This is a genomic window from Fundidesulfovibrio sp. YSD1, assembly GCF_055397115.1.
This window is the reverse complement of sequence record NZ_AP043666.1, coordinates 3,307,943-3,329,773: the sequence shown is the minus strand read 5'-3', so window position 1 is coordinate 3,329,773 and position 21,831 is coordinate 3,307,943. Positions and strand designations below refer to the sequence as shown.

Sequence of the window (21,831 nt, the reverse complement as noted above, 5' to 3'; positions counted from 1 at the left end):
CGCTTCCCAGGCACGGGGCAAGGGGCCGGGGCGCGCCGGATCATGAAGAAATTTTCATGTTCCGCGAGGTTAGGTTTGGCAGGACGGGCAGAACGTGGAGGTGCGCCCGGCGACCTTGGCGACTTTGAGCTTGCGCCCGCATTTCAGGCAGGGCTGGCCGCCGCGCCCGTAGACGCCGAAGGTCCACTGGAAGGAGCCCTCCACGCCGTGGGCCGTGCGATAGTCGCGGATGGTGCTGCCGCCCGCGTCGATGGCCCGGCGCAGCACGTCCTTGAGCGCCTCCTGGAGCGCGTCCAGTTTCTGCGGCGGGATGTCCCCGGCCTTGGCGTCCGGGCGGATGCCCGCGAGGAAGAGCGACTCGTCGGCGTAGATGTTGCCAACCCCGGCAAGCACGCGCTGGTCCAGGAGCAGGGCCTTCACGCGCCCTCCCCGGCCGGAAAGCGCCCTGGCCAGCCCCCCGGGGGGAAGCTCCAGCGGCTCGGGGCCGAAGCTCGCGTAGAACTCCCAGGAATCGATCATGCCCGGCCCGAACACGCGCGCCGAGCCGAAGCGGCGCATGTCCGCGAAGTTGAGCGCCCGGCCGTCGTCCAGGCCGACGCGCAGGCGCAGGTGCGGCTCGGGCGCGTCTCCCGGCCTGGCCACGTAGAGCCGCCCCGTCATGCGCAGGTGGAAGGCCATCACGCCCCCGCCCTCGGCGTCCACCAGGCAGAGCTTGCCCCTGCGCCGCACGCCCGCGACGGCCCGGCCCTCGAAATGCCTGGCATAGTCCGCCGGGTCGTCCCCGAAGGCGCGGCGGTCCAGCACCGTGAGCGCGCCGAAGCGCCGTCCGGCCAGCAGGGGCTCAAGGCCCTTGGCGATTGTCTCGACCTCGGGAAGCTCCGGCATCAGGACCCCTGGTCCGGCTTGGGCAGGGCGATGGTGATGGTCAGGGGCGAGCCTTCCCGCAGTATCTCCAGGGCAAGCCCCCCCTCCTCCTTCATGGCCTTGACCGTGGCCGAATGCAGATCCGACAGCGAGCCCACGGGCTGGCCCTGGGCCTTGACCAGCACGTCCCCGGCCTTGATCCCGGCGGATTCGGCGCGCGAGCCCGCCACCACGGCCGTGACCGTGACCCTGGAGTCCTCGATCTTGAGGGCCAGGCCCAGGCGCGGCCTGCGCACCTCGGGGCAGTAGAAGAAGACGTCCGCGTCCCTGGGGTCGGGCCTGCCCTGGCCCCTCCAGGGCATGACGAGCAGGCGCTGCCCCGCCGGATCGAAGCGCTCCAGGCGCATTGCGATGCCCCAGCCGCGCTCCACGTGCGCGCCTCCGGCCAGGATGACCACGGGCCTGCGCGTCTCCACGCGGGCCTCCAGGGCGCGGCGGGCCATGGTGGTGTCCCAGAGCCCCTGCACGGTGAGGAAGCTCTTCCACTCGGCCTCGCGGTCCTGCTCAGAGGGGAAGGGGTGGATGTCGAAAATCTTGCGCAGCTCCGCCTCCTGCTCGGAGGAGGGCATGATCACGGCCGAGGGCAGGCCCAGGCGCTGCTTGATGCCGAGGCTGGAGAGCCCGGTGCGGCCCACGGCGCGGGCGATGTCGCGCGGCGCGTTCAGGGCGAAGAGGGGCAGCTTGAGCTTGCGGGCCACCTCGAACACCGGCCTGTATACCTCGAAGGGATAGCCCCAGGACTTGTCCCAGTCGAGCTCCTGGGCCAGCCTGTCCACGGAGGTGAGGCCCTTGTTGAACCTGTCCAGGGCCTTCTGGCGGTCCAGGCTGACCATCTCGAGGCCCACGGCCGGGAAAACCCCGGCCTCGGCCATGAGCTCGATCACCCGGGCCTGGACCTGGTGGTCGCACGCGGAAGGATGGCCCTCGCCCACCAGCACGTAGGCCGCCTTGGCGGCCTGGGCAGCCACGAAGGCCGGGTCCAGGGGAGCGCCCGAGGTGTCCAGGAAGCTGCCCGGCTCGGGAAGGGGCACGGCCGGGGGGGCCGGGTCTGATTGGGGGGCGTGGTGCTTGCAGCCGGGAAGGGTGAGCATCAGGGCCGCCCAGAGGGCCGTAAGCAGGAGGAAGCGGCCGGAAGCCTCGAAGCGCCCGGCCGCGCAGGTGCGGGCCGGGGACGCCTGGATGTGCGCCATGTCGATCTCCCGCCCGGGCCGGACGGTCCCAAGGCCCCGGGCAGTTGGCAACCGGGGCGGGAGGGCCTCGCGCCAGCCCGCCCCGGTGGAATTAGTCCCACTTGCGCTTGTCTTCGATGGGCCTGATCTGCGCGGGCAGGGTGCCGGGGGCCAGCACCTTGAGCTCGGGGCGCAGCTTGATCTTCTCGCGGAACATGTGCAGCAGCTCGTCCTCGCGCTTGAAGTTGCTGGCCTCGATCATGAGCGTCATCTCGTCGATGCCGCCGGGGTTGGTGACCTCGATCTGCCAGCGCTTGATCTCCTCGAAACGCGCGATGACCTGCTCCACCTGGTGGGGGTAGACGAACATGCCCTTGATGCGCGCCGTGGTGTCCACGCGGCCCACGATGTTGCCGAGCCGGGGCGAGGTGCGCCCGCAGGAGCAGGGGGCGCGGTCGATGTAGGAGAGGTCGCCCGTGGCCAGGCGGATCAGCGGATAGGTCTTGTTGAAGGCCGTGACCACGATCTCGCCCACCTCGCCGTCCTTCAGCGGGATGCCGGTGTCGGGGTGGCAGATCTCCACGAAGGCGCGGTTGGCGATGTGCAGGCCGTTCTTCTGGAAGCACTCGTAGCCGATACAGCCCACGTCCGCCGTGCCGTAGCCCTGGCGCATGATCAGGTCGAACTTCTTCTCAAGGTTGGCGCGCATCTTCTCGGAGAACTTCTCGCCCGTGACGAAGGCCACCTCGAGGAAGAGGTCCTTGCGCAGGTTGAGCCCGGACTCCTCGCCCTTCTGGGCCAGGTGCATGAGGTAGCTCGGCGTGCCCACGAAGCCCGTGACGCGAAGCTTCTGCATGATCTCGAGCTGCGTGGCCGTGTTGCCCGGGCCGGCCGGGACCACGGCGCAACCCAGGTTGCGAAGCGGCTCCTCGAACATCAGGCCCGTGGGCGAGAGATGGTAGTTGAAGGTGCACTGCACCACGTCGCCCGAGCGGAAGCCCGTGGCGTAGAAGCCCTCGGTCCAGCCCCAGTAGTCGTCCTCGCGGTCCTCGGGGTCGAAGATGGGCCCGGGGGAGAGGAACACGCGGCGCAAATCGCCCAGGTCCTTGGTCAGAAGCCCGCCCAGGCGCGGCCCCATGGACTGCAGGAAGATGAGCTCCTTCTTCTTCAGGATCGGGATGTGCTTGAGATCGGAGAGCTGCTTGAACTTGCCGACCTGGAACTGGGCCCGGTCGAAGCGCTTCTTCACGTCCTCGGAATAGCGGTAGGCGTAGGTCAGGAGGTCCTTGAGCTGAATCTGGTAGTATTGGCGGCGTTCTGATTCATCGAGCACCTCGCGGCGGGAGTAGATGCCTTCGGTGCGGTCCTTGCGGGTCATATATGGGCTCCTTGTGCGGGCGGAAAATTCCTGAGTCTAGCATAAAAAGAAGGTTTTTCTAAACTGTCCGGCGAAACAAATCAAGGCCCGCCCGGACAACCGGGCCGTTTCCCCGCGCGCTCGCCGCCCTGCGCGCCGGAAACGCGCCGTGCGTACTCGCCACGCTCCCGTTTGACCGGTTATGCGGAATGCAGTAGGTACGGACCGCGCGCCACAACGGCGAACTGCATTGTTCGGATTGATTATGTTTTACGCATTATACGCTTGGAAAAGGTTGTCCGGTCTTTCATGAAGTCTTCACCGCTCGGGAAATCAGCCATTCTTCCGGCGCTCGCCCTGTTGTGTTGCGCCTTCTGCTTTCCCGAAGCCGCGCATAGCGAACCCCGCGCGCTCGTCGCCGCCCGCGTCGCTGTCCTGCCCGCTCCCGAATCCCCGGACGACCCGGCCTGGGCCGGGGCTTCCCCCGTCACGGTCCTGGACGCGGCCGCGCACGTCCCCATCACGCTGAGGGCCCTGCACGACGGCCGGACTGTGAGCATCCAGGCCGGCTTCCCCGACACGAATGAGGACAGGGAGCACCGCACCCTGCGCTGGGACCCCGCCGCCCGGGCCTACGCCGACGGCCCCGAGCGCGAGGACATGCTCCTGCTCAAATGGAGCATGTCCGGAAGCGACGCGGGCCTGACCCTCGCCGAGGACGCCCCCTACGCCGCCGACGAGTGGTGCTGGAGGGCCGGGCGCACCGACGGCTCGGGCCACGCCGACGACAGGGTCCAGACGTATTCGCTCCATCCCGACCCCTACGCCAAGGCCCTGGTCTCCAGGGGCGGCCGGGTCTTCTACCTGTCGCGCCAGGGCGACGCGGGCAAGGACCCCGCCGCGCCGCTGCTTTACCCCGGCTTTGCCGGCGACAAGGCCCCCAAGTACGCGCTCTCGGCCCCTGACGGCTCCCGCGCCGACGTGCGCGCCCGGGGCTACTGGCGCGACGGGGCCTGGACCGTGACCTTCCAGCGCGCGCTGGACACGGGCAACGAGGACGACGTGGCCTTCGAGGCCTCGGGCGCGCACGCCTTCGGCGTCTCGCGCTTCGAGACGGCGGGCGGCCCCCCGGAACCGGGCTCGCGGGAGCCCCTCTTCAACTGCGGCGAAGTGGGCGAAATACTGCTCTTGCGCTTCGGGGGCGGCTAGATGGGCATCGCGTCCCTGCACCGCCTTGCCCTCTTCCTGTGCCTGGTCTGCTTCGGCTCGGTGACGTGGTTCGCCCTGGACCATGCCAACCGCGCAAGCCACATGGCCGGCCGCTTCGCCGACGACCACATGGCCGCCTCGGAACTGGTCTCCGAGACGCAGGAATCCCTCGCCCAGGCGCGCCAGATCTGCGCCTACATGATCGACGACCGCCTGGTCCCCTTCCAGGACGTCCTGCTCCTCCTGGACGACGTCTCGGCCCAGGTGGAGCGGGAGCGGGCCGCCCTCCCGCCGCTGGCCGCGCTCGCCGGGCACCTGGCGAGGCTGCGCTCCGGGCTCCTGCAGATCGAGGCCATGCGCCAGGCCGGGGAATTCTCCGACACCATGACCCAGACCGTTGCCGCAGTGAAGGCTCACCTGGGCGCGGTGCAGGACGCCGCCGCCCCGGCGGGGCTCGCGGGGATGCGCGAGGAGGAGGCGGTGCTGCTGCGCGGGCACGCGGGGTCGCTGGCGAACTTCTGCAAGCGTTACCTGCGGGCCAAGCCCGACCGGCTGCCCGCATTTTTGGGGCTCATGGACAAGATCGCGGCCAACCTGGCGGAGCTGCGGGCCATGCCCGTGCTCTCGGCGGAGGCCCTGGCCATGGCCGCCTTCGAGCGCGAGGCGTCCGAGATCAAGGCCAAGGCGGTGCGGCTGCGCGTGAGCATCATGCAGGACCCGGAGTTCAGCCCGTCGGAAAGAAAGCGCCAGACCGTCGAACTGAGGACGCTCTGGGACCGGGCCGCCCACTCCGCCCAGGCCCTCAAGGACCGTCACGCGCGCGCCCTGCGCAGCGACGCCGAGGCCAACGTGCGCGCCATCGACGACGCCAACCGCCTGTTCATGCTGCTCCCGGCCGGGTGCCTGGCGCTGGCCCTGGCCCTCCTGCTGGTCACCCGCAAGCGCTTCTCCGGGGAGATGGAGCTTTTCAAGAGCGCCGCCGGGCGGATCGCCCAGGGCCGCCTGGACAGCCGCATCCAGCCCATGCGCGGCGGCGTGCTGGGCGAACTGGCCCAAGCCTTCAACCTCATGGCCGAGCGCCTGGAGGAGGAGCACGCCCGGGCCGGGAAGGCCATGGAGAAGCTCACCCTCTCCCACGGGCTTTTGGACATGAAGGTCCGCGAGCGCACGCGCGAGCTGACCCTGGCCCTGGAGAGCCTGCGCCTGAAGGACTCCTTCTTCCAGCACTCCAAGGAAGGCTTCGTGGTCTGCGACGAATCCCTGCGCATCATCGACGCCAACCAGGCCATGACGCACCTGACGGGCTACGGCCTGGAGGCCCTGGCGGGCCTCGCGCCGGACGCCTTCTGCCACAAGTCCTCGGCGGCCTCCTTCCGCGACGCCTTGGCGCGGGCCCTGGACTCGGAGGGGCGCTACGAGGGCGAGACCGAACTCGTCACCCGGCAGGGCCGGATGACCCCCGTGAAGGTGCTCTTCGCGCGCCTGGGCGGCGACGAGGCGGGCAAGCGCCGCCATGTGGGCATCTTCCTGGACGTGTCCGCGCGGCGCGGCGCGACGGCCGGAACTGGCAAGTCCGTCCGGGCGGACGCCCAGCCGGGCCTGCCCGACCGCGACGCCCTGCTGGCCGCGCTGCCGCGGCGCCTGGACGAAGCCCGCGCGAGGGGGCACAGCCTCGCGGTGATCCTGCTCGGCCTGGACGGATTCAAGAGCGTCAACAGCACGGCCGGGCACGCGGCGGGGGACGCGCTTCTCAACGTGGCCGGGCTGCGCATCGCCTCCTGCGTGCGCAAGGACGGCCTCGCCGCGCGCCTGGGCGGGGACGAGTTCGCCGTGGTGGCCGGCCCGCTGGAGTCGGAAGCCTTGGCGCTCGCCACGGCCAAGCGCGTGCTGGGCTGCTTCCGCGAGCCCTTCCGCGTCTCCGGGGAGACCCGCAGGCTTGGCGCCAGCATCGGCGTGGCGGTCTTTCCGGGCGACGGGCAGGACGCGCGGGAGCTGGTCAAGAACGCAGGGCTCGCGCTTTTGCGCGCCAAGCACCACGGGCGGGGCCGCATCGAGATGTTCACCCAGGAGCTCGACGCCCACTTCCGCGAGCGCATGGCCCTGGAGCGTGACCTGCACGAGGCCGTGCAGGAACGGCGCTTCCAGGTGCACTACCAGCCCATCGTGGACGCCGGGTCCCCCCGCGTGGCCGGGGCCGAGGCGCTGCTGCGCTGGACCAGGGACGGCGAGCCCGTGTCCCCCGGGGTGTTCATCCCCCTGTGCGAGGAGCTCGACATCATGGGCGAGGTGACGGCGCTTCTCCTGGACACCGCCACGCGCGACATGAAGGACTGGGAGGCCCGGGGCCTGACCCCGCACGTGAGCGTGAACATCTCCGCCCCGCAGTTCTGCGAGCCGGGCTTCACGGACAGGTTCGCGGCGGCGCTCAGGGCCCGCGCGGTGCCCTGCGCCAGGGTGGGGTTGGAGATCACCGAGACGGCCATCATGCAGGACCCTGCCGGGGCCGCCGAGACGCTGCGCCTGCTCAGGGAGCGGGGCCACTCCATCTCGGTGGACGACTTCGGCACGGGCTACTCCTCGCTGCGCTACCTCCAGAAGTTCCCGCTCACGGCGCTCAAGATAGACCGCCAGTTCGTCAAGGACCTGGAGTTCAAGCAGTCGCGCGCCATTGTCAGGGCCACCATCGCCATGGCCAGGGGCCTGGGGCTCACGGTCATCGCCGAGGGGGTGGAGACGCCCAGGCAGCTGGACATCCTGCGCGCAGAGGGCTGCGACTGCTACCAGGGCTTTCTCTTCAGCCCCGCCCTGCCCGCCAAGGACTTCGTGGCCCTGCTCGAGCGCGAAACACCCGAGGGTCGGTTCGCGCAACCCGCGCGGTCTGTCGGGAAAGGCTCAGTGCTGAACTGAACGCGGGCCGTTCGCGCCCGGTACGAAGCGCACCGGGGATGCCCGCACGGCAAGACCGGCAAGGCGGCGCGGGGGAGCAAAACCCCAGCGCCGCCTCTTCGCGTCATCAGATGGGCGGGGCGATGGTCACCAGCACGCGCATGTCCGTGATGGCCCGGACGCCGTGAGGCTCGGCGATGTCGCTTATGAGCACGTCGCCGGTCTTGGCCGGGATGGCGTCGTCCTCGGTGACGAACTCGCCCTCGCCGGAGAGCACCACGATGGAGAGCTGGCCCTCGATGTCGTGGGAGTGCACGGGCATGGACTGCCCGGCCTTGAAGTTGAAGTTGATGACCTTGAAATGCTCGGAATCATGGACGAGGAAGCTGTGGAAGGTGAGGTCGGTGAACTTGGCCTCGTCGAAAACTGCAACCTTCTTCATCATGGCCTGCTCCTTTCCCTCAAGGGTTTGAAAGGCCATGATAACGCACGATCAGCCCCGCGTCGAGGCTCGCGTCGAAAAAACCTGGTCCGGCCGCCCGTTTCCTGCCAGCCGCCTGACCATCACGGCCAGGTCCTCCAGCTTGAAGGGCATGTCCATCACGGCCCAAGGCCCCCCGCGCAGCCGGGGCACGTCGCGGCCCGTCACGCCGCGCACGTACGCCCAGGGCACGTCCCCCAGCTCCCCCAGGCGCGCGGCCAGCCCGGCCGCGTCCGCGCTCCAGTAGACCACGGCGGCCTGGGGCCGCGAGCCGCCGTTCACCAGGATTCCCGAAGAGACGAGGCTTTCGGTGAGGATTTCCCCGATGGAGGAGTCCGAACTGATCACGGCCACGCGCACGGGCCTGGCCTCGCGCCTCGGGGCGGCCCTGGCGGCGGCCTGGCCTCCCAGGCACTCGCGCGCCTCCGAGAGCAGTGCCCGAAGCCGCCTGCCCACCATGTCCTGCCCGGCCGCCTCGGGGCGGCCCACCAGCCCGGCCAGGCGCACGGCCGCGTCCAGGGCCTCGCGGGCCTTGTCCAGGCGAGCGCCCCCGGCGGCGGCCGGGGCCGCCTCGCGCATGCGCACCATGGCCCCGCTCATCACATCGGCGGGGTCGGCCGAGGCCGTCCCCGCCGGGAGCCTGGCCTCGTCCAGGGACTTGGCCAGGGCGAGCACGGCGCGCCCGGCGGCCGAGGCAGGGAAGATGTCCACCAGGGCGCGCTGCCTGGCCGCGGCCGCGGCCATGTGCGGGTCGTGGGGGATGTGGCCCGCGAGGCGCGCGTCCATCTTCAGGTACTTGCCCATGGCCGCGCGCAGGCGCTCGAAGATCTCCCTGGCTTCGCGGCCTGAGCGCACCCGGTTCAGCACCAGGTAGGGGCTGCGGCGCAGGCCGTTTTCCGAGAGCACCTTCACCAGGGCGTAGGCGTCGGTGATGGAGGACGGGTCCGGGTTGACCACCACGGCCAGCTCCGGGCAGGCCAGGCACATGGAGATCACCTGGCTCGAGATGCCGGGCGAGCCGTCCACCACCAGGTAGTCGTAGCCGGAGAGCTTGGAGAATTCCTGGGCCAGGAGCGTCCTGCCCTCGCGCGAGAGGTCCGCGAGCCTGGTGACGCCGGAGCCGCCGGGCACCACGTCCAGGTTCTGCCCGGCCGGGAACACGGCCTTCTCCATGGGCACGCCCTCGAAGAGCACGTGCTCGAGCGTGACCTGGGGGGAGATGCCGAGCAGCACGTCCACGTTGGAGAGGCCGAGGTCCGCGTCCAGCAGGCAGACCCGGCGGCCCATGCGCCCAAGGGCCAGGGAGAGGTTGACGCTGACGCTCGTCTTGCCGGTGCCGCCCTTGCCGCTGGCCACGGCCAGCACGCGGCTCATGCAGGGGGCTCTTTGCCAGCAAGCCTGCCGACCTCGGCCAGCAGCGCCTCCACCTGGAAGGGTTTGCGCAGGCAGGCGGCCGCGCCCAGGGCCTTGGCCTCCTCCATCTCCTCCTCGCTGGCCATGCCGGTGAGCACCAGCACGGGCATGCCGGGGGAGAGGAAGGTCGCGGCCTCGCGCAGGACGGCCAGCCCGTCGCGGCTGGGCATGCGGATGTCCAGGATCATGAGCTTGTAGCGGTTTTGCCGAAGCAGGGTGAGCGCCGTCTCGCCGTCCTCGGCCACCTCCACGGCGAAGCCGTTGGACTCGAGCGATTCGCGGAGGATGTCGCGTATGTGGCCCTCGTCGTCCACCACCAGGATGCTCGCGCGCTCCTTGCGCGCGCTCGAGGCCGCCGGGGCGGGCTTGGCCTGGGCGGTCAGGTCCCGGGGCAGGACCACGGTGAAGCTCGTGCCCTTGCCGGGCTCGCTCTCCACTGCGATGCGGCCCTTGTGGGCCTGGACGATGCCGTAGGCCGTGGAAAGCCCCAGGCCCGTGCCCTTGCCCTCGGGCTTGGTGGTGAAGAAGGGGTCGAAGACCTTCTCCAGGTTCTCCCGGGGGATGCCCACGCCCGTGTCCGCCACGGTGAAGCCCACGCTGTCGCTCGCGGGCTGGAAGGCGATGACGGCGGTGAGCGTGCCCCCGCCCTCCTCCATGGCGTGCTGGGCGTTCAGCACGAGGTTTAAGAGCACCTGCTCCAGTTGGCGCACGTCGGCCTTGATCTGGGGGGTCTGCGGGTCGTACTCGCGCAACACCTTCACGCCCTGGTTCACCAGGCTGCCCTCCAGGAAACCCAGCACGCGGTCCATGACTTCCCTGGGGGTCACGGTCTCCATGCGCGGGGCGGCCGGGCGGGCGAAATCCATGAGGCTGCCGAGGATGGCGCTGATGCGCTCGATCTGCTCCACCATCTGGCGCAGGCCCTTCTTCTTGGCGGGGTCCGTCTCGCGCATCTCCAGGAGTTGGGCGCGGGCCGAGATGATGGCCAGGGGGTTGTTGATCTCGTGGGCGGCCCCGGCGGCGAGCTGGCCCACGGCGGCCAGGCGCTGGGTCTTCAGGAGCTTGTCGTTCATCTCCTGCATGGAGCGCATCACCTGGGAGAGCCGCTCGGAGCGCATCTCGCAGCGCTTCATGAGCTCCAGGCGCCTGAAGGCCTGGGCCGCCAGCTGGGCAAGGAGGCTCATGGCCGAGCGCTCCTCCTGGGTCACGTTGCCCGCCGGGGGCACGAACAAAAGCTCGCCCAGGGCGCTGCCCGTGCCGGTCAGGTTGACCATGCCCACGCCGTCCAGGAAGTGCACGGGCGGGCCCTCGGGACCGGCCAGGGCCGAGGCCCGGGTGCGGCTGCCCGCGAGGTGCGCGGCGAAGGCCTCGGGCAGGAGGGAGTCCTGGCCCGGCTCGGGCGTGAGGTCCGGCCTCAGGCGCAAGAGCACCGGGCGCACGCCGCCCCCGAACCCCCAGGCGTGGCCCTCGGCGATGCGCGCCTCGGGAAAGACCATGCAGGCGAATCCCTGCGGGGAGGCGAAATCCTCGCAGAGGCGCCTGGCGATGGCGGCCATCACCTCCCCGGGCGTCTCGGCGGCGGTGATGTCCACGCCGGTGAGGGCCACGCGCGTGAGCGCCTGGAAGCCCAACTCCAGCTCCCTGCTCTTGCCGGAGAGCCCGAGGTTGGATTCGCCCAGGCGGCGGTTGGCGCGGCCCAGGGCCTTGCAGTAGAACGCGCCCGCGTCCTCCTGGATGTCGAAGATCCAGGACCGCTCGGCGAACTGCCGGCCCACCCCGGCCAGTATGTCGGCGGGCACGGCCGGGCTCTCCAGGCCCAGGGCGGCGGCGCCCGCGAGGAAGGAGGGATCGCGGGAGACGCCCGCCAGCGTGCCCGTGGCCTCGTGGGCGATCCTGTCGGCCAGGCCGACCATCAGCGCCAGCGGGTTGCGGGCGGCCTCCTGGATCAGGGCGGCCACGGGCTGGTGGTGCATCCAGACCGCCTCGACGAAGACCTCCGGCAGCCTCCAGCGTTCCAGGAGCCACTTCCCGGCCAGGCAGTGGTCCGTGCCCAGGACCTCCTGCTCGGTCTTGACCAGGCGCTGGCCCACGAGGAACTCGTCGCGCATGAGCGGCGCGTAGTCCTCGCCCCCGGCGGTGAGCAGCGCGAGCTTGCCGCAGTCGTGGATGAGCCCGGCTGCGAAGGCCGTGCCGGCCATGCGCGGCCTGACGTACCCGGCCAGGAGCTTGGCCGCGCAGGCGCAGGCCAGCGAATGCCTCCAGAACTCCTTGACCACTGCGTCGCCGTCGGCGAAGGCGGCGAAGAGCCCTTCGCGCACGCTCACGCACAGGGCCACGGTGCACAGGGTGTCGGTGCCGAGCAGCATGGCGGCCTGGCGGATGTCGTCCACGTGCTCGGCCCTGTTGAACCCGGCGGAGTTGGCCAGCCTCAGCACGCGGATGGACACGGCGGGGTCGGCCTCGATGGAGGAGACGAGTTCCTGGAAGTCGGGAAATTCGGCGGTGGCCACGGAAAGGATGCGCCCGGCGGATTCCGGGGCGGAGGGAAGATGCTCCATGCCCTCGATCAGTTTGCGCGTCCGTTCCGCCGTTTTCAGCAGAGGCTCCTGGAGCATGTGAGCACCATTGATGGCAGGCGTTGAAAAAAATGACGTCTTTTCCAGTCGATACATCATCCTCCAGGAAAAGCAAGCGCGCCCCGGAGAGGTGCGCAACTGCGTACTCCATACTGGACAAGGGGTTACATCCGTACTATTCGAGCGATGTGGTTGGTAACAATCTTCAATACCGGACGGCCCGACCATGAATCAGCTCAAGCCACGCATCATGCTAGTGGACGATGAGCCCGACCTTCTTGAAGTCTGTACCGAAACCCTTTCAGACCTCGCCTCCGAAATAATCCAGGCCAACGACGGCCTCGAAGCCATAGAACTGCTCGGGCGCGAGCCAGTGGACATCGTGGTCAGCGACCTGAGCATGCCCGGCGCTGGCGGCATAGAAGTGCTCAAGGCCGCCGCGCGCATCGCCCCGGGCACGGACGTGATCATGCTCACGGCCTACGGCACCATCGACAGCGCCGTGGAGTGCGTGAAGCTCGGCGCGGTGAACTACCTGCTCAAGCCCTTCAAGCTCGACGAATTGCGCCAGGCCGTGAAGAAGGCCCTGGAGGAGCGCGCGCTCAAGGCCAGCCAGTCGCGCACGGGCAACCTCTCGCGCATGCTCGCGCTCAACTCCGCGCTCGGCGGCCACAAGGACCTGAAGCTCCTCATCAAGGAGTTCCTCTCCCAGATCAAGAACGCCTTCGCTCCGGACGGCATCGCCTTCTTCGTGGACGGTTCCAAGGAGATGGGCCTGGGCTCGCAGATACTCATAGGCCCCTACTTCCGCGACAACCCGGCGGTGCGCTCCTGGTTCGAGACCCTGGCCGGGTCCGTGGCGGCCAAGGGCAGGCCCCTGCTCCTGGAGGAGCGCCTGCTCAGGGAAGCCTTCGCCGCCCACGGCAACGGTTCGGGCAACGTGCCCCGCTCGGCCATCGGGGCCTCGGTCGGGGGCAACGGCTCGCTGAGCGGGGCCATCGTGGTGCTCAAGGCGGGCGGCAGCGCGCCGTACACGCTAAACGAGCTCAACCTGCTCACGCTGTTCGCGGCCCACGCCTCCCTGTGCTTCGAGAGCCGCTCGGCCTGCGCCAAGCTGAAAAGCGTCAACGACGAGATCGTCTTCTCCCTCGTGCACGCCGTGGAGGCCAAGGACATGTACACGCGCGGCCACTCCGAGCGCGTGAGCCGCTACGCCGTGAAGCTGGCGCGCGGCATGGGGCTCACCGGGCGCGAGGTGGACCTTGTCGGCCGCGCGGGCGTGCTGCACGACATCGGCAAGATCGGCGTGCCCGACAACATCCTGAACAAGAAGGGCCCCCTGGACAGCGGCGAGATGCCCGCCATGCGCCAGCACCCCGCCATCGCCCGGACCATCCTGGGCAAGGTGGAGAGCCTCTGCGAGGTGCTGCCCATCGTCTACCACCACCACGAGCGCTACGACGGCGCGGGCTACCCCGACGGCCTGCGCGGCGACGAGATCCCCTTCCTGGCCAGACTCATAAGCGTGGTGGACGGGTTCGAGGCCATGACCTCCGACCGGGCCTACCACCGCGCGCGCTCCACCGACACGGCCAGGGACATCCTGACAGCCGGGGCCGGCACCCAGTGGGACGCCGACATCGTCAAGGCCTGGCTGCGCGTGCTGGAGCGCAACGGCGAGGCCTGACGCGCCCGCGCGCGGCTCACGCGCGCGGCCAGTACATCATCACCGGCACCCCGGCCAGGGCCAGGCCCGCTGGCACAAAAAAACCCCCCGCTCGCGCGGGGGGTTGACCGTCCGGAGGACGCCGCCAAGCGACGGCTATTCCTCAACCTTCTCGAAGTATTCCTTCTCCGCCCCGCACTTGGGGCAGACCCAGTCCTCGGGCACGTCGGCCCAGGCGGTGCCGGGCATCACGCCGTGTTCGACGTCGCCTTCGGCCGGGTCGTAGACATAGCCGCAGGGGCATTCCCATTTGTCCATGGCTGAGCTCCTAGCCGACGGTGTAGAAGGCCTTGGCCGCTGCGTTGCAGACCGGGCACTTGTCCGGGGCGTGGTCCTCGCAGGTGTAGCCGCACACGGAACAGATGTAGTACTCGGTTTCCTTCAGGCCCGCGGGGTCGGCCAGGGCCTTCTTGTACAGCTCGGCGTGGATCTTCTCCACCTCGTTGGCGTAGCGGAAGGTGCGCTCGGCCTGCTTGTTGCCCTCGGCCACGGCCTCCTCGATCATCTTGGGGTACATGCTCTCGAACTCGTGGGTCTCGCCCTCGATGGCAGCCTGGAGGTTCTCGGGGGTCGAGCCCACGCCCTTGAGCACGGAGAAGTGGGTCAGCGCGTGCACGGTCTCGGCTTCGGCGGTGGCGCGGAAAAGCTTGGCGACCTGCTTGAGCCCTTCCTTGTCGGCCTGCCTGGAAAAGGCGAGGTACTTGCGGTTGGCCTGGGATTCCCCGGCAAAGGCTTCCTTCAGATTCGCTTCGGACTTGGACATGATCCCTCCATATTTCGATTGATTATATTTTAGGAAAAATTCTGATTACAATCCTAAACCAAAACCGAGGTTCTGGTCAAGTCAAATCAAAAAATCAGGCGTTGCTCTCGGTCAGGCAGTCCCGGCAGACGCCGCGCAGCACCACGCGGCGGTCGTCCACGCGGCCCAGCCCGTGCGAGTCGCCGGGCAGGACGAGGTCGTCGAAGTCGCCCCACAGGAAGTCGTAGATGGACTTGCAGCGCGAGCATACGAAGTGGTGGTGCGGGCTGGTGTCGGCGTCGAAGCGGCCCTGGTCGCCGGTGACGGGCACGCGCATGATGAGCCCCAGGTCGTCGAAGGTGGACAGCGTGCGGTAGACCGTGTCCAGCGAGATGGTGGGCAGCCTGCGGCGCACGCGCCCGAAGACCATCTCCGCGCTGGGGTGGTCCTTGGCGCCGACCAGTTCCCTGAGGATCTCCAGGCGCTGGTGCGTCAGGCGCAGGCCCTTGTCCTGGGAGATGGCCTTGAACCTCTCCAGGGCGGAGTCGAAATCCATGGCCGTGCTTTGGGAGTGAAGCATACAAACCTCAACAAGGAACGTGTTTCAAGTCAGATAGCTCACTTGTTGTCGAAGTCAAGAATAAATCGGAATTTATCGCATCAAGGAAACCTACCGATGCGGTTCCGGGCGCGATTGCTTTCGCCCCCCACTTGCGATACCCCACGCCCAACGAAACCAAGGAGCGCACATGAAAGTCCTTCTGGTCGGCTCCGGCGGCCGCGAGCACGCCCTGGCCTGGAAACTCACCTCGAGCCCGCTCGTGGACAAGCTCTTCGTCGCTCCCGGCAACGGCGGCACCGCCCTCGTGGCCGAGAACGTCCCCATATCCGACACCGACGTGCCCGCCCTGACGGCCTTCGTCAGGGAAAACGGCGTGGACTTCGTTGTGGCCGGGCCCGAGGCCCCGCTGGTGGCCGGGCTCGCCGACGCCATGGCCGCGCTCGGCGTGCCCTGCTTCGGCCCGGACGCCTTCGCCGCGCGCCTGGAGGGCTCCAAGGCCTTCGCCAAAGAGATCATGCGCGAATCCGGCGTGCCCACGGCTGCCTTCGAGGTCTTCACGGACTACGCCCAGGCCCGCGCCCATGTGGAATCCCGACCGGTGCCCATGGTGGTCAAGGCCGACGGCCTGGCCGCCGGAAAGGGCGTGGTGGTGGCCAGGACGCGCGCGGAGGCCCTGGAAGCCATCGAGGAGATGATGGTCAAGCGCGCCTTCGGCGAGGCCGGAGACACCGTGGTGGTGGAGGACTGCGTGGTGGGCGAGGAGGCCTCGTTCCTGGCCTTCTGCGACGGCGAGCGCGTGGCGCTCATGCCCTCCTGCCAGGACCACAAGCCCGTGGGCGAGGGAGACACCGGCCCCAACACCGGCGGCATGGGCGCGTACAGCCCGGCCCCGGTGCTGCCCGAGGCCCTCTGGCCGGAAATGGCCGAAAAGGCGATACTCCCCATCGTGCGCACCATGGCGGCCAAGGGCCACCCCTTCAAGGGGGTGCTCTACGCCGGGCTCATGATGACCAAGGACGGGCCCTCGGTGCTCGAGTACAACGTGCGCTTCGGCGACCCCGAATGCCAGCCGCTGCTCGCCCGCCTCGAGTCCGACATCGCCCGGGTGATGCTCGACTGCGCCAAGGGCGAACTCGACCCCGCCTCCGTGGCCTGGAGCCGAAGGACCGCCCTGTGCGTGGTGGTGGCCGCCGAGGGCTACCCCGGCCCCTACCCCAAGGGCATGGAGATTACGGGCCTGGGCAAGGCCGAGGAGATCGAGGGGGTGAAGGTCTTCGTGGCCGGGGCGCGCCTGGAGGAAGGCACGCTGAGGACCACGGGCGGCCGGGTGCTCGGTGTCACGGCCCTGGGGGCGGACCTGGCCGAGGCCCAGGCAAGGGCCTACGAGGCCGTGCGGGCCGTGCGCTTCGACAAGTCCTATTTCCGCCGCGACATCGGCGCCAAGGGAATCAAGAGGATCAAGCAATGATCAGGGTGGCCATCTTCATCGGATCGATCTCGGACAAGGACGTGATGCAGCCCTGCTCCGACGTTCTCAAGCAGCTTGGCGTCGAGCACCTCTACACCGTGACCAGCGCGCACCGCACGCCCGAGCGCACCGAGAAGCTCGTTGCCGAGCTCGAGGCGCAGGGCTGCCAGGTGTTCATCTGCGCCGCGGGCATGGCCGCGCACCTGGCCGGTGCGGTGGCCGCGCGCACCATCAAGCCGGTGCTGGGCGTGCCCGTGAACGCCTCGCCCCTGGGCGGCATGGACGCCCTGCTCTCCACCGTGCAGATGCCTCCGGGCTTCCCGGTGGGCACCCTGGCCATCGACAAGGCCGGAGCGCGCAACGCCGCCTGGCTGGCCGCGCAGATTCTGGCGCTCCAGGACCCGGACATGGCGGCCAAGATCCAGGCCGCCCGCGAAGGCTTCGCCGCCGCCGTGGAGAAGGCGGCCGGGGAGCTCGGCGGGGCTGGCTGAGCGCCCTGCCCTGACATTAATGTTCTTTTTTTTGCCATTGCCTTGCCTATAGGCGGGGAATGACATAATAACCTCGCGAGGCAATTGTAAAATTGCCTCCGAGGTTTTTTGTCGCCGGCAGTCCGGGGGTAACCCGGCCCGGCATGCGCTCCTTCCCGGGCGTGCGGCCTTTACAAGCATCGCGGGCAGGCAATGAAGAATCTCCTCCGCTCCATCGAATGGAAGGAAGCCGCCCTCGGTTTGGCGCTCCTGACCCTCCTGGCTGCTACCGCCTCCTACAGCTACCTGCTGTTCCACACCTTCGCCGAGCTTTTCGGCATCGTCATCGCCTTCGGCGTGTTCATGTTCGCCTGGAACACGAGGCGCTTCCTGAAGGACGACTACCTGCTCTGCCTGGGCGTCGCCAGCTTCTTCGTGGCCATGCTGGACCTCCTGCACACCATGGCCTTCAAGGGCATGCTGATCTTCGATGGGTTCGACGACAACCTGCCCACCCAGCTGTGGATCGCCTCGCGCTACCTCCAGGGGGCGAGCTTCCTGATCGCACCCCTGTTCTTCAGGCGCAGGCTGCCCCTGGGGCCGGCCATGCTGGCCTGCTGCGCGCTCACGACGGCCGTGCTGCTCTCCCTCTTCCACTGGCGCGCCTTCCCGGACTGCTTCCTGCCGGGGGAAGGGCTCACCGACTTCAAGGTCGTCAGCGAATACGTCATCGGCTCCATGCTCGCCGGGGGCGGCCTGCTGCTCCTGCGCAACAGGTCCAGGTTCGACCCCCTGGTGCTGCGCCACCTCGTCATGGCCATCGGCGCGGCCGTGGTCACGGAGCTCTGCTTCACCGCCTACAAGACGCCCTACGCCTGGATGAACTTCACCGGGCACGTCTTCAAGATCCTCTCCTTCTACTTCCTCTACCGGGCCATCATCGAGACCGGCCTGAACAAGCCCCACGACCTGCTCTTCAGGGACCTCCAGCAGGAGGTCCGCGAGCGGCGCAAGGTGGAGGAATCCCTGCGCAAGAGCCGCGAGCTCCTGAGCAGGACCCAGAAGGCCGGAGGCGTGGGCGGCTTCGAGTGGGACCGGGAAAGCGGCGCGATGGCCTGGACCTCCCAGAGCTTCCGGCTCTTCGACGCCCCCCTGGACTTCGCCCCCAGCCTGGAGCGCATCCTCGAGCGCACCGTCCCCGAGGACCGCGCCCCGCTGCGGGAGGCCTTCGTGGACTCCGCCGAAAACGGCGCCCAACTCGACGCGGTGGCCAAGATCGCCACCTTCACGGAGCACAAGCGCTGGATCAGGTTCCTCGGGACTTCCCTGACCCGCGAGGGCAGGCCCGTGCTCACCGGCGTGATGCAGGACGTCTCGGACAGCAAGCGCCTGGAGATCCTGCGCGACGACATCGAGCGCATGACCCGCCACGACCTGAAGAACCCGCTCAACTCCATCATCGGCCTGCCCGCCGTGATCCTGTCCGACAAGGAAATGCCCCGCGAGGAGATCGACGAGTACCTCCAGCTCATCCGCCAGACCGGCTACAAGATGCTGGACATGGTCAACATCAACCTGGACCTGTTCAAGATGGAGCAGGGAACCTACGAGTTCGAGCCCGAGCCCGTGGATTTCGCGGCCATGTTGCGCAGGTTCGGGCTGGAGGCGGCGGGCAAGCTGCGCGCCAGGGAGGTCGGGCTCGAGGTGCTGCTCGACGGCGCCCCGGCCGGGGAACGCGGGCGCTTCGTGATGCTCGGGCAGGAGCTGCCCTGCTGGTCCATGCTCTGGAACCTCGTGGAGAACGCCATCCAGGCCTCGCCCAAGGGCGGGACGGTCACGGTGCGCATGGCGCGCCGAAACGGCAGCGGGTCGGTCTCTATCTCCAACAGGGGGGCGGTGCCCGAGGCCATCCGGCCCCGGTTCTTCGAGAAGTACGTCACGTCAGGGAAATCGGGAGGCACGGGGCTCGGCACCTACTCGGCCAAACTCATCGCCGAGACCATGGGCGGCGACATCTCGCTGGACACCTCCGACCCCGGGGGGACCACGGTCACCGTGACCCTGCCCATGGCGAACTGACGGGGCGGCCACGCACGCGCGTGCCTGGTGCCGCGTCCCTGAAAACATGAACATGTTTTCAAGGATAAAATAATTATTTCAAATCATTATCCACAAAATAAATGTAACTTTATTTTGTGGACGCCACACTACGCGTCCGCGCTCCAGTCCTTGACCCGAAGCTCCACGCTGCCGATGCCGTTGTAGGTGTCGAGCTTCGGCGTGAAGGCCAGCCTGAGCTTCCTGCCCAGCATCTCCGGACCGATCTCCCCGGCCATGCGCCAGGCCTTGGCCCTGAGCGTCACGGCCGCGTCCGGGTCGCGCACCTCCAGGAGCACGTGGTTGGCTCCGAACACGCGCCTCTCCTTCACGTCCAGCGCCGCCGAGGAGAACACCGGCTCTGGGTTGCCGCAGCCGAACGGCCCCAGCAGGGCCAGCTCCTTGAGCAGTTCCTGGCGGATGTCCGTGAACGGCAGCTCCCCGTCGAGCTTCAGCGTGGGCACGGGCTTGTCCTCGCCCAGCTGCCCCTCCACGGCATCGCGGAAGGCCTGGCGCAGGGCCTCCAGGTTGCCCGGGGCCAGGCTCAACCCCGCGGCCTGGTGGTGCCCGCCGAAGCCCAGGAGCAGCCCCTGGCAGGAGGCCAGGGCCGAGAAGAGGTCCACCTCCGGGATGGAGCGGCCCGAGCCCTTGAGCTTGCCGTTGTCCTCGGTGATCACCAGGGCCGGGCGGTAGTGCGCGTCCACCACGCGCGAGGCCACGATGCCTATGACGCCCTGGTGCCAGTGGGGCGCGTGCAGGACCATGGCCGGGCTCCCGGACTGGGCGTTGGCCTGCTCCATGGCCTCGCCCGCGATGGCGTCCTCCTCCTGGCGGCGCTTGACGTTGAGCTCGTCGAGCACCTTGGCCAGGGGCCTGGCCGAGGCCAGATCCGGGGCGAGCAGCAGGGCCAGGGCCTCGTCGGCGCGCCCCAGCCGGCCGGCGGCGTTGATGCGCGGGGCCAGGCCGAAGGTCACCTGGGTGGCCTCCAGGGGGGCCTTGGGGTAGTACCCGGAGGCCTCCTTCAGGGCGAAAAGGCCCGGCCTTTTGGCCTCGGCCAGGAGCAGCAGGCCGTTTTTGACGATGATCCGGTTCTGGCCCGTGAGGCTGACCACGTCGGCCAGGGTGCCCATGGCCGCGAAATCGAGGAACTGCCGGATGTCCACGGGCTCGCCCGGCAGGAGCTTGTTGAGCGCGGCGGCCAGGAAGAAGGCCACGCCCACCCCGGCCAGGTCGCGGCCCGGCCCGTCCCCCAGCTTGGGGTTGGCCACGGCCGAGGCGTCGGGCAGCTCGGGGCCGGGCAGGTGGTGGTCCGTGATCACGAGCTCGAGTCCCAGCTCCCTGGCGCGCCTGGCCTCGTCCACGGCGGTGATGCCGCAGTCCACGGTGAGCACCAGTTCCGTGCCCGCCTCCTTGAGCTTCTCCAGGCCCTGGGCGCTCAGGCCGTAGCCTTCCTCCAGGCGCGCGGGGATGTAGTGCCCCACCTCGACGCCCCGGCTGGCGAAGAAGTCCTTGAGGAGCGCCGTGGAGGTCACCCCGTCCACGTCGTAGTCGCCCCAGACGCTTATCCTGCGCCCCTGCGCCACGGCGCGGGCCACCGCCTCGGCGGCCCCGGCCAGGCCGGGTATCCGCTCCGGCGGCATGAGGTGGCGAAGCCCGGGGCTGAGGAAGACGTCCATCTCCTCGAGCGTGCAATGCCCCCTGCTCCACATCAGTTGCGCGAGCCTCGGCGAGACGCTCAACTTGTCCGCCCATTCGGCCAGGTAATGCGGGAACGGCTCGCCCGAACGGGAGCGCCAGAGTTTGCGCACGGAAAGCTCCTTAAGGTACGGCAAAGGGGAAAAACACAGGCCCGGGGCGGCGGCCGCTCTCCGGACGGGAAGGTATCGATCAGGCGGCAAGCCCGGAGGCGAAGATGCCAGGATCGTGCTTTTCGAGCAAGGCCTTGATCTGCCCGAGCATGGCCTCGGGGTCCAGGTGGAACTTGCCGAGCACCTCGCGCCACGGGCAGGAGACCACCTGGGCGGGGTCCAGCGCCACATGGGCCAGGGCGTCGGCCACGCAGAGCACCAGCGCCTCGCGCCTGTGCCCGGGGGAGTGCATGGGCGCGTGGTGCCAGTTCACGGGCTCGGTGAGGTCCGCCGGGAGGTTCCACGCCCCCATGACCATGGCCCCCACCACGCCGTGCTCGATGCCCCAGTGCTCCTCCTCGGCCTCGGAGTAGGAGAGCCCGCCCCCGGCCAGGGCCTCGATGGAGCGCCAGTCATCGGGGCGGTGCAGCGCGATGAGCAGCTTGCCCAGATCGTGCAGCACCCCGGCGGTGAAGAGGTTGTCCCCGTCGAGCCCGCCCATGAGCGGGGCCAGGTGCCTGGCCACCAGGGCCACGGTGAGCTGGTGTTCCCAGTAGCGGCCCACGGCGAACTCCCCGGGGAAGCCCTTGGCCGCCGTCAGGGCCTTCACGCCGACGGCCAGCACCAGGGAGCGCACCTCGTTCAGGCCCAGCACGGCGATGGCCCGGGCCACGGTGGTCACCTCCTGCTGCAGGCCGTAGAAGGCCGAGTTGGCCATGGTGAGCACCTTGGCGGTCAGGCCCTGGTCGCGGCTCAAGGTCTCGGCGATCTCGTCCAGCGGGGTCACGGAGCCCTGGCCGGTCTGGCTGAAGAGCTGGGTGAGCAGCGCAGGGGAATAGGGCAGGTCGTGCCGCAGGCCGGGCAGATCCAGGAGGAATTGCTGTCCGCGTTCCTGGCTCATGGG

17 protein-coding genes are annotated in these 21,831 nt (G+C 69.0%); 6 read left to right on the top strand and 11 right to left on the bottom strand.

The genetic code is table 11. The features are described from left to right. Nucleotides 1-69: 69 nt before the first annotated feature. From mutM to ACZ5V4_RS15460, 3 genes are all read right to left on the bottom strand, one after another. Nucleotides 70-885 carry a bifunctional DNA-formamidopyrimidine glycosylase/DNA-(apurinic or apyrimidinic site) lyase gene (gene mutM / locus ACZ5V4_RS15470; protein ID WP_464315768.1) on the bottom strand — a complete coding sequence of 272 codons (816 nt, stop codon included), beginning with the start codon at nucleotides 883-885 and terminating at the stop codon, nucleotides 70-72. Next, complete coding sequence (locus ACZ5V4_RS15465) at nucleotides 885-2,114, bottom strand: ChaN family lipoprotein (RefSeq protein WP_464315767.1); 1,230 nt, start codon at nucleotides 2,112-2,114, stop codon at nucleotides 885-887. The genes mutM and ACZ5V4_RS15465 overlap by 1 nt, the downstream gene beginning before the upstream one ends. 91 nt (nucleotides 2,115-2,205) lie before the next feature. After that, complete coding sequence (locus tag ACZ5V4_RS15460) at nucleotides 2,206-3,471, bottom strand: phenylacetate--CoA ligase family protein (protein ID WP_464315766.1); 1,266 nt, start codon at nucleotides 3,469-3,471, stop codon at nucleotides 2,206-2,208. 288 nt (nucleotides 3,472-3,759) lie between these two features. Between ACZ5V4_RS15460 and ACZ5V4_RS15455 the strand changes: the two genes are divergently transcribed. Next, complete coding sequence (locus ACZ5V4_RS15455) at nucleotides 3,760-4,659, top strand: ethylbenzene dehydrogenase-related protein (RefSeq protein ID WP_464315765.1); 900 nt, start codon at nucleotides 3,760-3,762, stop codon at nucleotides 4,657-4,659. Next, entirely contained in the window at nucleotides 4,660-7,566 is a 2,907-nt protein-coding gene (locus tag ACZ5V4_RS15450) for an EAL domain-containing protein (protein ID WP_464315764.1), read from the top strand. Between the two features lie 106 nt (nucleotides 7,567-7,672). Here ACZ5V4_RS15450 and ACZ5V4_RS15445 read toward each other — a convergent pair whose 3' ends face one another. The 3 genes from ACZ5V4_RS15445 to ACZ5V4_RS15435 are packed head-to-tail and all read right to left on the bottom strand — an operon-like array spanning nucleotide 7,673 to nucleotide 12,054. Then, complete coding sequence (locus ACZ5V4_RS15445; protein WP_464317840.1) at nucleotides 7,673-7,987, bottom strand: cupin domain-containing protein; 315 nt, start codon at nucleotides 7,985-7,987, stop codon at nucleotides 7,673-7,675. Between the two features lie 51 nt (nucleotides 7,988-8,038). Continuing rightward, nucleotides 8,039-9,400, bottom strand: a complete 1,362-nt coding sequence (locus tag ACZ5V4_RS15440) for a MinD/ParA family protein (RefSeq protein ID WP_464315763.1) — start codon at nucleotides 9,398-9,400, stop codon at nucleotides 8,039-8,041. After that, nucleotides 9,397-12,054 carry an HDOD domain-containing protein gene (locus ACZ5V4_RS15435; RefSeq protein ID WP_464315762.1) on the bottom strand — a complete coding sequence of 886 codons (2,658 nt, stop codon included), beginning with the start codon at nucleotides 12,052-12,054 and terminating at the stop codon, nucleotides 9,397-9,399. Before ACZ5V4_RS15435 ends, ACZ5V4_RS15440 begins: the two co-directional genes overlap by 4 nt. Nucleotides 12,055-12,241: 187 nt before the next feature. Here ACZ5V4_RS15435 and ACZ5V4_RS15430 point away from each other — a divergent pair, with 187 nt between their 5' ends. Next, a complete protein-coding gene (locus ACZ5V4_RS15430) occupies nucleotides 12,242-13,702 on the top strand; it encodes an HD-GYP domain-containing protein (protein ID WP_464315761.1) in 1,461 nt (486 codons plus the stop codon). Nucleotides 13,703-13,837: 135 nt separating this feature from the next. On the opposite strand, the gene ACZ5V4_RS15425 is transcribed toward ACZ5V4_RS15430, so the two are convergent. The 3 genes from ACZ5V4_RS15425 to ACZ5V4_RS15415 all read right to left on the bottom strand — a co-directional run bounded on the left by ACZ5V4_RS15425 (nucleotide 13,838) and on the right by ACZ5V4_RS15415 (nucleotide 15,063). After that, nucleotides 13,838-13,999: a rubredoxin gene (locus ACZ5V4_RS15425; protein ID WP_464315760.1), complete on the bottom strand. Its 162-nt coding sequence runs from the start codon at nucleotides 13,997-13,999 to the stop codon at nucleotides 13,838-13,840. Between the two features lie 10 nt (nucleotides 14,000-14,009). Continuing rightward, nucleotides 14,010-14,504 (bottom strand): rubrerythrin family protein, encoded by a 495-nt coding sequence (locus ACZ5V4_RS15420; protein WP_464315759.1) that lies wholly within the window; start codon nucleotides 14,502-14,504, stop codon nucleotides 14,010-14,012. Between the two features lie 94 nt (nucleotides 14,505-14,598). Further along, entirely contained in the window at nucleotides 14,599-15,063 is a 465-nt protein-coding gene (locus ACZ5V4_RS15415; RefSeq protein ID WP_464315758.1) for a Fur family transcriptional regulator, read from the bottom strand. Nucleotides 15,064-15,232: 169 nt separating this feature from the next. On the opposite strand from ACZ5V4_RS15415, the gene purD reads away from it, so the two are divergent. The 3 genes from purD (at nucleotide 15,233) to ACZ5V4_RS15400 (ending at nucleotide 19,062) form a co-directional block, all read left to right on the top strand. Continuing rightward, nucleotides 15,233-16,513: a phosphoribosylamine--glycine ligase gene (purD, locus tag ACZ5V4_RS15410; protein ID WP_464315757.1), complete on the top strand. Its 1,281-nt coding sequence runs from the start codon at nucleotides 15,233-15,235 to the stop codon at nucleotides 16,511-16,513. Then, nucleotides 16,510-17,004: a 5-(carboxyamino)imidazole ribonucleotide mutase gene (gene purE / locus ACZ5V4_RS15405; RefSeq protein WP_464315756.1), complete on the top strand. Its 495-nt coding sequence runs from the start codon at nucleotides 16,510-16,512 to the stop codon at nucleotides 17,002-17,004. The genes purD and purE overlap by 4 nt, the downstream gene beginning before the upstream one ends. Before the next feature lie 192 nt (nucleotides 17,005-17,196). Further along, complete coding sequence (locus tag ACZ5V4_RS15400) at nucleotides 17,197-19,062, top strand: sensor histidine kinase (RefSeq protein ID WP_464315755.1); 1,866 nt, start codon at nucleotides 17,197-17,199, stop codon at nucleotides 19,060-19,062. A 128-nt stretch (nucleotides 19,063-19,190) separates the two neighbouring features. Here ACZ5V4_RS15400 and recJ read toward each other — a convergent pair whose 3' ends face one another. Continuing rightward, a complete protein-coding gene (recJ, locus tag ACZ5V4_RS15395) occupies nucleotides 19,191-20,888 on the bottom strand; it encodes a single-stranded-DNA-specific exonuclease RecJ (protein ID WP_464315754.1) in 1,698 nt (565 codons plus the stop codon). Nucleotides 20,889-20,967: 79 nt separating this feature from the next. After that, nucleotides 20,968-21,828: an HDOD domain-containing protein gene (locus tag ACZ5V4_RS15390; protein ID WP_464315753.1), complete on the bottom strand. Its 861-nt coding sequence runs from the start codon at nucleotides 21,826-21,828 to the stop codon at nucleotides 20,968-20,970. Nucleotides 21,829-21,831: the final 3 nt, after the last annotated feature.